This is a genomic window from Lysinibacillus sp. VIII_CA (assembly GCF_049943995.1).
GTDB lineage: Bacteria > Bacillota > Bacilli > Bacillales_A > Planococcaceae > Lysinibacillus > Lysinibacillus pinottii.
On record NZ_JBNFXM010000040.1, the window covers coordinates 1 to 7,424 of the forward strand.

Consider the following 7,424-nt stretch of genomic DNA (forward strand, 5'->3'; position numbering starts at 1 on the left):
CGTTCACTAGCTAGGCTAGCTACTTAAAACTTTATTGATTACGTTTTGCTTGTTCAGTTTTCAAGGTTCATGTTGTTAGTCGGTGTCTTTCAACAGCAACTCTTATATAATATCACGTCGCATATAATGTGTCAACATAAATTTTTAATTTATATTTCGTTTCAACCAGTTATATTGGCGACTTCTATAACTATACCATAATATTATTATATTGCAAGCATTTTATAAAATAAATATTAAAGCTGTTATGCCTAGAACCCCTGGAATACCTAAAACGGCAATCGTTAAGACTGAGAAAAGATTGATGGGCACGTTATATCCTATATAACCAATACCTAAATGAATCATAAATAATAGTAGGAAAGCAAATGCAAATCGAAACCAAAAGACAGATAAACCTTCTAAAATTTTGCCAAGCTTAGCATGTCTTATTATGACATAAAGAAAAAGAAGCCCTACAGGAACACAAATACTCATAATTACTAACCAAGACATATGGTTACCTCCTCAAAAAAATAATTATGAAAGTTTATGTTTCCTGTATTGCTTCTATGAATAGCCAATAGAACTATTTTATTAACACCCTGCGAATTCTAGCTTCTTTAAATAAATAAAAATGAATGCTTTCCGCCGCTTTTCGTTGAGCAATCGCCCCTAGATCATAGTCGTCCATTAGTTCTTCTATTATCTTTGCTTGTTGTAAATCCTCTTTTGTTTCTTTTATAAGATTTACTAGCCTATCATCGAACTCTTTTTTCAGCTTTCCTTTACTACGGAAGAACATATTAATCCCTCACTCACAACTCACGTCGACCTTCCATTGCCTTCGATAACGTTACCTCATCTGCATATTCTAAGTCCCCGCCTACTGGTAACCCATGCGCTATGCGGGTCGTACGAATACCTGACGGTTTGACAAGGCGAGATATATACATAGCTGTTGCCTCGCCTTCAATAGTTGAATTCGTAGCTAGAATAAGCTCTTGGACACTTTCATCGTGCAACCGGACTAACAGGGAAGCTACATTGATATCCTCTGGGCCAATGCCATCCATTGGTGATATCGCACCCTGTAGTACATGGTACATACCATTATAGTCACGCATTTTTTCCATCGCAATTACATCTTTTGTGTCTTGAACAACACAAATAATAGAATGATCTCGTTGTTTATCTGTACATATGTGACACGGGTCTACATCTGTAATATTGCCACACACGGAACAATAGCTTAAATTCCGTTTAGCATCAATTAATGCTTTAGAAAAAGATAAGACATCTTCTTCCTTCATTGATAACACAAAAAACGCCAGACGAGCCGCAGTTTTCGGCCCGATACCTGGCAATTTCATAAAACTATCGATCAATTTTGATATTGGTTCTGGGTAGTACATATGGATACCTCCTAGAATGGAAGGTTTAAGCCTTGAGTGAATTTACCCATCGTTGAGTTCGTTTTTTCTTCTACTTTTTTTAATGCCTCATTAGTAGCAATAACGATTAAGTCTTGTAGCATTTCAATATCCTCTGGATCTACTACAGATTCATCAAGATTTACTGACACCACTTCACGTTGACCAGACACAGTTACCTTTACCATGCCGCCACCCGCAACACCTTCAAACTGCTCTGCATTTAGTGCCTCTTGAGCCTCCATCATTTCTTTTTGCATTTTTTGCATTTTTTTCATCATACCTTGCATATTTCCCATTCCACGCATAAATGTTTTCCTCCTAAAAATTTAATCTTCCATAATTTCAACAAAGTCTTTACCAAAGAGCTTTTCTGCCTCTGTCACAAGTGGATCCTGTGAAGCAAGTGGCTGAGCATCATCGATAAATGGCTCATCCGATATTTCTGCCGGTGGTGGTTCTAATAATTCCTCACCATTCTCTGATGCAGCTGATATTTTTTTATGCTGCATACTATGATCACGGATAAACTCTTCACGCATTTTTAACCAAGATTCTTCTGGTATGCAAAGCATTTCGTACATTATACCAGTTTGTCCTGCAATTAATTGGGTGAAGTGAGCCTTTAAAGACTGATTATCTGCAACCATCTGACAATGAATATCATACTTGAATTTTAACACAAAAGCACTTGAAGATGCCGCAACTGGTTCGGCTTCAGCTAAAAGTGCAGACTGCGATTTTTGCAGTTGATTTAGTGCTTGTGCCCAAATTGATTTTATACGTTGGACATCTTGCTTTGTAGCGTCTTTTAGTACCTCTTGGATACGACCTGTTGGAGCCTTATAGCCGTTTGGATTTTTAGCACGTGGTCTTTGCTCTTTTGGCGCTTGCGATGCTTGCGCAGGAGCTCCTGATTGTAATTGTAGAGATAATTGTTGAACCATTTGCTCAAGTGCTACAATTTTTTGAGCGAGATCAGGGCTAATCACCGTATCACTCGTTGGACTTATTGCTTGATTAGTGCTCCCTCCCGAAAACTGTACCATTTTAAGTAATGCCGTTTCTAAATAAATTTTTGTATGGTGAGAGAAGCGCATTTCTTGCTGAGTTTTTGCAAGTATATCAATATAGCCATAAAGCATATCCGGTGCAAATTCATGGGCCAAGGATAATACACGTTCCTCAGGAGACACGAGCTCTAATAATTCTGCTAAATCTTCACTTGTTTGAAGTAATAATAAATCACGGAAAAATGTAATTAAGTCTTCTGAAAGACGAAGTGGGTCTTTACCATCAGTAATTAGTTGTTCTAAAAGGGCAAGCATTTGTGCAACATCTTTCGCTTTGAGTGCATTGGCTAGATCATAAAAAACTTCCTGGCTTATTGAACCTGTAACTAACAATGTATCCTCAAGCTTTAGCTTCTCTCCACTGAAAGATACTACTTGGTCCAATAAACTCAAAGCATCACGCATTCCTCCTGCAGCAGATTGCGCAATTACCTTTAAGCCTTGCTCTTCATATGGCAGCTCAATATCTTCTAATACAACTTTCATACGTTCAATAATATCATTGGTAGAAAGTCGTTTAAAATCAAAGCGCTGACAACGGGAAATAATTGTAGCAGGCAATTTATGAGGCTCAGTTGTTGCTAAAATAAAAACTGCATGGGGAGGCGGCTCTTCTAAAGTTTTCAAAAGAGCGTTAAAAGCGCTTGTAGAAAGCATATGCACTTCATCAATAATGTACACCTTGTATCTACTGCTTGCAGGAGCAAAACGAACTTTTTCTATAATATCTCTAATCTCTTCCACACGTGAATTTGAAGCTGCGTCAAATTCAATGACATCAGGATGCGAGCCGTCCGTAATACTTAAACATGTAGCACATTCGTTACAAGGCTCTTCCGAAGGCGCATGTTCACAATTTAAAGCTTTTGCAAAAATTTTAGCTGTACTTGTTTTCCCTGTACCACGTGGTCCAGAAAAAAGGTAAGCATGCGTTGTTTTATTCGCTAGGAGAGCATTTTGTAGCGTTCTTTTGACATGCGCTTGACCAGACATCTCTCGAAAAGACTGCGGCCGATACACACGGTAAAATGCTTGATACGTCACTGTTTTCCTTCTCTCCTTCTCCATTAAATAGAATAGTCTTATTATAGCATTTGCTGCCTTATATATAAAATGAAGTTACTAAATAAAAATAAAAAAAGCATCCGCCTTATAGTAGACGGATGCTTTGAGTTGGCAATTTAATGCCGTGCACCTTTCCTTGACAGCCGCACATAAGCGTTACTCCTGTCGTTAGCTCAGATTAGGCAACCCCGCGGCACATGAATATGACCACTTAATGCTGCTTCCTTCCGGACCTGACATGGTTCATGGGTATCCATTGCGCAGGACCCAATCGTCAACACTACGTGCAGAAGGCAGACCAAACAATACGGACAGCCTCGAAAAAGGAATTCAGTCTCGCTAGAGCGGATTGCGAGTTACAGGACACCGCTACCTTCCCACCTAGCACGGCAATAACTAGTATACTGACTGTTTGTATAAATTGCAACTTAATGCACAAATTATTTATTACCCATGTATTTTAGCATTACTAAATTTTTTAAAAAATTGTTGACTTGAGTTTTAAGTTATGATAAATTTATTTTTGTCGAAAGACAGCAAAGCAATATAACATGGAGGTATACCCAAGTCTGGCTGAAGGGATCGGTCTTGAAAACCGACAGGCGGGTAACACCGCGCGGGGGTTCGAATCCCTCTACCTCCTCCAGTTTTTAATTTCCGACTACGAATGTAGCCGTTTTTTTTTGCCAAAATTGTATGTATTACTTGTTAAATACCACTTCCGCCTCGGTTGTGGTATTTTTTTATTATATCGCTTATGGGAGGTTGTCAAATTGCCACCGAAAAAGAATATAGCTCGCACTTCCCTCACTTGGGTGATTTTAATTGCTATCATGACCGCAATAGGCAGTGAGATTAAAATTATGCCGTTTGCCAATACGACTTTTCGCTTTGGTTTAGGTACCATAATCTTTTTCTTATGCACATTAATTAAACCTACACCTATTATTTTAGCTGGGTTCGCGACAAGTATAGTGACCATCTTTTTTCGTGTTTTCAATTCATATTTACATGATATATCCGTATTAGAGAGCATTTTTAACCATTTACCAGCGGGATTATTTTATGTATTGTTTGCTATATGCCTACGAATTTTAGATGTCCAAACATATAGGGAAAAACCACTAAAGCTTGGTTTACTCGTTGCTTTTAGTGAGGTCATTAGTAACTTAGCAGAACAAATTTTCCGTTTTTTTGTACAAACCTATACATTTCTATTTCTTCATGACCTTTTGATTTTGTTAGCGGTGGCCTTATTACGAAGCTTTTTTGTAGTTGGTATTTATAGCTCTATATTGATTGCTGAACAAAAAAAACGTGTTCAAGAGATGCTTAATATTGGATCTGATCTCTATGTTGAGACCCTGTATTTAAAAAAATCCATGAATCATATTGAAACCATAACAGCTAGCGGATTTGAATTATATCGACAATTAAAAGCTCAAGGATATCGAGCGGAAAGCTTACAAGCTCTTCATATTGCCCAGGAAATCCATGAAGTGAAAAAGGATTCACAACGAATATATGCAGGCATTTCAAAGATTGTTGGTGAAAGGAGCTTTGGTCCTTTTGTATTATCTGAATTATTGCATTATATAGAAGATGGCAATAGTAAATACGCTGAATTGCTTGGGAAAAATATCGAATTCCAAACAAGTATAGACTTCGATTTTCAAACAAGGGAACATATTGCATTGCTCGCTCTTTTAAATAATTTAACTGCTAATGCGGTGGAGGCTATCGAAGAGCAAGGTATCATTTCTATTGCTATTCAACGACAAGAGGATAATACTGTAATAACAATATGTGATACTGGAAAGGGAATTTCACAGAAGGATTTTTCTATTATTTTTGAACCTGGATTTACCACCAAATATAATATAGATGGTGTCGCAGCAACTGGCATTGGCCTTTCGCATGTTGCTGAACTAATAGAAAAATTAAAGGGCTCCATAACCGTTGAATCAAACAATCAATACACAACGTTTAAAATCATAATTCCTACGCAAACTATTCAAACGGGAGAGACTTAAATGAGGTATTTTATTGTAGACGACGATCGTGCAAGTCGTGTCATGTTAAAACAAATTATTGAAGATAGTGGGTTAGGTACAGTGATTGGCGAAGCTCGCAATGGTGAGGATGCCATACCCCAAATTTTAATGACCCAGCCGGAGTTTGTGCTAATCGATTTGCTGATGCCAAAGCTTGATGGTATAGCAACAGTCGAGCATCTTATTCAAAATCGTTTTGAGGGCCAATTTATCATGATTTCTCAGGTCGTGAATAAAGAAATGGTTGGTGAGGCTTATGAACAAGGAATAGAATTCTTCATTCATAAACCAATTAACCGCATTGAGGTAGAAAACGTTTTAAAAAAAACTACCGAACAATTTCGGCTAAAAAATTCACTGTTAGTTATTCGTCAATCGCTTACAAATATTGAATTAAGTGAACAAAAAGCAAATAAAGCAACTTCACGTGATCATATTCAGTCCATATTAAATGATATGGGGATTGTAGGTGAAATTGGGAGCGAGGATATTATAGCTATTATCGAAACTTTACTTGCTCATCAGCATAAGATTGCACCCCTTCCTCCATTAAAGGAGCTCTACGAGGAAATCGCAGCTGTAACAAAGGCTACACCTGATGAAATTTTGAAGGAAAGTAAAGCCATAGAGCAGCGTGTGCGCAGAACAATATTAGCTGCCATGATTAATCTGGCAAATTTAGGCGTTGTCGATTACACCAACTCTGAGTTTGAATACTATGCCCCTCGCTATTTTGATTTTAAAGAAATTCGTCAACTCATGACTCAAATTGAAGACCATGATAATCGTAAAGCAAAGGTAAATATTAAGAAGTTTATTCAAGTGCTATATTCAGACATTTTAACAAAAGTAAATTAATTTTCTCGGATTTTGTCGGATTCCATAAGTCCTCCGTATTATTAAAGTAAGGCGTGTCCTAAAAATTTAATATCAGGGGGTACAAAGGGTTTGAAGAAGAAATTTAAAATCAGTCTAGCCGCTCAAATTTTAATCGGCTTGATTTTAGGGATCATTGTTGGTGGTATTTTTTATGGAAACCCCAAGATTGAGACATATTTACAACCATTAGGGGATATCTTTTTACATCTTATTAAGATGATTGTTGTTCCCATTATTATTTCGACATTAATCGTTGGTGTTGCTGGTACTGGAGACATGAAGCAGCTTGGACGATTAGGCGGGAAATCCATTATTTACTTTGAAATTATAACGACAGTAGCAATCTTAGTTGGATTACTTTCGGCGAATATTTTCCAACCAGGTGCTGGAATAAACATGAGTGAATTATCTCAAGGGGATATTTCGAAATATGTAACAACAACTGAAGAAGTACAGCATGAGGGACCATTCGATATTATTGTAGGTATTGTCCCAACAAATATTATTCAGTCTATGGCTGAGGGTAATATGCTTGCGATTATCTTCTTCTCAGTTATTTTTGGTTTAGGGGTTGCAGCAGTTGGTGAACGAGGAAAGCCAGTCTTAGACTTCTTCCAAGGGGTTGCAGATGCTATGTTCTGGGTAACTAACCTCGTAATGAAGTTTGCGCCAATCGGGGTATTTGGTTTAATTGGTGTAACCGTTTCCAAATATGGGTTTGCTTCACTGGTTCCACTTGCCAAATTAGCCATCCTTGTTTATGCAACCATGTTATTCTTCATCTTTGTTGTTCTTGGCCTTGTGGCAAAATTTGCAGGAATCAGCATCTTCTATTTAATTAAAGTGTTAAAGGATGAGTTGATCTTAGCATTCTCAACCGCAAGTTCTGAAGCTGTATTACCGCGTATTATGTTAAAAATGGAGAAATTAGGGGCTCCGAA

At 37.5% G+C, this 7,424-nt stretch carries 8 protein-coding genes, 1 tRNA gene and 1 other RNA gene; 4 read left to right on the forward strand and 6 right to left on the reverse strand.

The genetic code is table 11. The features are described 5' to 3' along the window. Positions 1–222 precede the first annotated feature (222 nt). From ACP3VS_RS23750 to ffs, 6 genes are all read right to left on the reverse strand, one after another. Positions 223–495: a pro-sigmaK processing inhibitor BofA family protein gene (locus tag ACP3VS_RS23750; RefSeq protein WP_008179699.1), complete on the reverse strand. Its 273-nt coding sequence runs from the start codon at positions 493–495 to the stop codon at positions 223–225. 73 nt (positions 496–568) lie between these two features. After that, on the reverse strand, positions 569–784 hold the full coding sequence (locus tag ACP3VS_RS23755; RefSeq protein ID WP_008179697.1) for a YaaL family protein: 216 nt from the start codon (positions 782–784) through the stop codon (positions 569–571). A gap of 13 nt (positions 785–797) precedes the next feature. Next, on the reverse strand, positions 798–1,394 hold the full coding sequence (recR, locus tag ACP3VS_RS23760; protein ID WP_031419468.1) for a recombination mediator RecR: 597 nt from the start codon (positions 1,392–1,394) through the stop codon (positions 798–800). Positions 1,395–1,405: 11 nt separating this feature from the next. Further along, a complete protein-coding gene (locus ACP3VS_RS23765; protein ID WP_004233957.1) occupies positions 1,406–1,720 on the reverse strand; it encodes a YbaB/EbfC family nucleoid-associated protein in 315 nt (104 codons plus the stop codon). A 21-nt stretch (positions 1,721–1,741) separates the two neighbouring features. Then, on the reverse strand, positions 1,742–3,529 hold the full coding sequence (dnaX, locus tag ACP3VS_RS23770; protein ID WP_031419466.1) for a DNA polymerase III subunit gamma/tau: 1,788 nt from the start codon (positions 3,527–3,529) through the stop codon (positions 1,742–1,744). Between the two features lie 143 nt (positions 3,530–3,672). After that, an RNA gene (gene ffs, locus ACP3VS_RS23775) (signal recognition particle sRNA large type) lies at positions 3,673–3,940 on the reverse strand. Positions 3,941–4,103: 163 nt separating this feature from the next. Here ffs and ACP3VS_RS23780 point away from each other — a divergent pair. From ACP3VS_RS23780 to ACP3VS_RS23795, 4 genes are all read left to right on the forward strand, one after another. Next, positions 4,104–4,196, forward strand: a tRNA-Ser gene (locus ACP3VS_RS23780). 127 nt (positions 4,197–4,323) lie between these two features. Further along, the gene (locus ACP3VS_RS23785) at positions 4,324–5,583 is read left to right on the forward strand and encodes a sensor histidine kinase (protein ID WP_063389789.1); all 1,260 of its coding nucleotides are present in this window, start codon (positions 4,324–4,326) and stop codon (positions 5,581–5,583) included. Further along, positions 5,584–6,462 (forward strand): response regulator, encoded by an 879-nt coding sequence (locus ACP3VS_RS23790; protein ID WP_012291855.1) that lies wholly within the window; start codon positions 5,584–5,586, stop codon positions 6,460–6,462. It abuts the gene before it with no gap. Between the two features lie 90 nt (positions 6,463–6,552). Further along, the coding region (locus tag ACP3VS_RS23795) for a cation:dicarboxylate symporter family transporter (protein WP_193403172.1) at positions 6,553–7,424 on the forward strand (872 nt) is incomplete at its 3' end.